This is a genomic window from Paraburkholderia strydomiana (genome assembly GCF_031456815.1).
Classification (GTDB): domain Bacteria; phylum Pseudomonadota; class Gammaproteobacteria; order Burkholderiales; family Burkholderiaceae; genus Paraburkholderia; species Paraburkholderia caledonica.
The window spans coordinates 1-1,198 of the sequence record NZ_JAVDVL010000049.1 but is presented as its reverse complement, the minus strand read 5'-3'; the positions used below and the strand labels follow the sequence as shown (position 1 = coordinate 1,198).

At 59.5% G+C, this 1,198-nt stretch carries 1 protein-coding gene; it reads left to right on the top strand.

The window, feature by feature from the left end; all coding sequences use genetic code 11:
* A complete protein-coding gene (locus tag J2W46_RS34300) occupies nucleotides 1–1,155 on the top strand; it encodes an IS256 family transposase (RefSeq protein ID WP_310360467.1) in 1,155 nt (384 codons plus the stop codon).
* The last annotated feature ends 43 nt before the right edge of the window (nucleotides 1,156–1,198 follow it).

The window sequence follows — 1,198 nt, the reverse complement described above, 5'->3', positions numbered from 1 at the left end:
ATCCTCGGCGAATCGGGCCTGGCCGGGCAACTGAAGAAGCAACTGGCCGAGCGCATGCTGGCAGCGGAGCTCACGCACCACCTGCAAACGGAAGCCGAGCAAGGCCAAAGCGGCAATCACCGCAACGGCACGAGCGCCAAGACGGTGATCACGCCCAATGGCGAGTTAAAGCTCGATATTCCGCGTGACCGGCAGGCCACGTTTGAGCCGCAATTAGTGGGCAAATATCAACGCCGGCTGCCGGGCTTTGACGACCACGTTATCAGCATGTACGCGCGCGGCATGAGCGTGCGCGAGATTCAGGGCCATTTGCTGGAGCTGTACGGCTTGCAGGTGTCGCCCGATTTGATTTCCACCGTCACGGACGAAGTGCTGGCCGAAGTCGAGCAATGGCAGCAACGGCCGCTCGAGGCGATGTATCCGATCGTCTATTTCGACGCCCTGCGCTTGAAGATCCGCGACGAAGGCACGGTCAGGAACAAGGCGGTGTATCTGGCGCTCGGTATTCGCGCCGACGGGCGCAAGGAAGTGCTGGGCCTATGGATCGAGCAAACCGAAGGCGCCAAGTTCTGGCTGAAGGTCTTTAACGAGCTGAGAAACCGCGGCCTGCACGACATTCTGATTGCGGTTGTCGACGGCTTGCGCGGCTTTCCTGAGGCGATTGAAGCAGTGTTTCCGGCTGCCCAAATCCAGACCTGCATCGTGCATTTGATCCGCAATTCGCTCAATCTGGCGGGCTGGAAGGACCGTAAGCCGTTGGCCGCCGCGCTCAAGCCGATCTATCAGGCTGCTTCGGCCGAAGCCGCTGCCGCGGCGCTCGATGCCTTTGCACACAGCGAGTGGGGCCGCAAATTCCCCACTGTCGCGGCGATGTGGCAACGCCAATGGGAGCAGGTGATTCCTTTCTTTGCCTATCCGCCGGAAGTGCGCAAGATCATTTACACGACAAATGCCATTGAGAGCATGCATATGCAGCTGCGCAAGATCGTGAAGAACCGCGGCCACTTCCCGAGCGACGAAGCCGCCAGCAAGCTGCTGTATCTGGCCTTGCGCAACATCGAAAAGGATTGGAAGATGCCGCCTATCACCTGGCGGCAAGCGGTCAATCAGTTCGCCATCCTGTTCGGCGAGCGGTTCACCTCCGCCATCAGCTGAGGTTTTTTAACCGACCTCGACACACAAGATTTCGGATACCTCC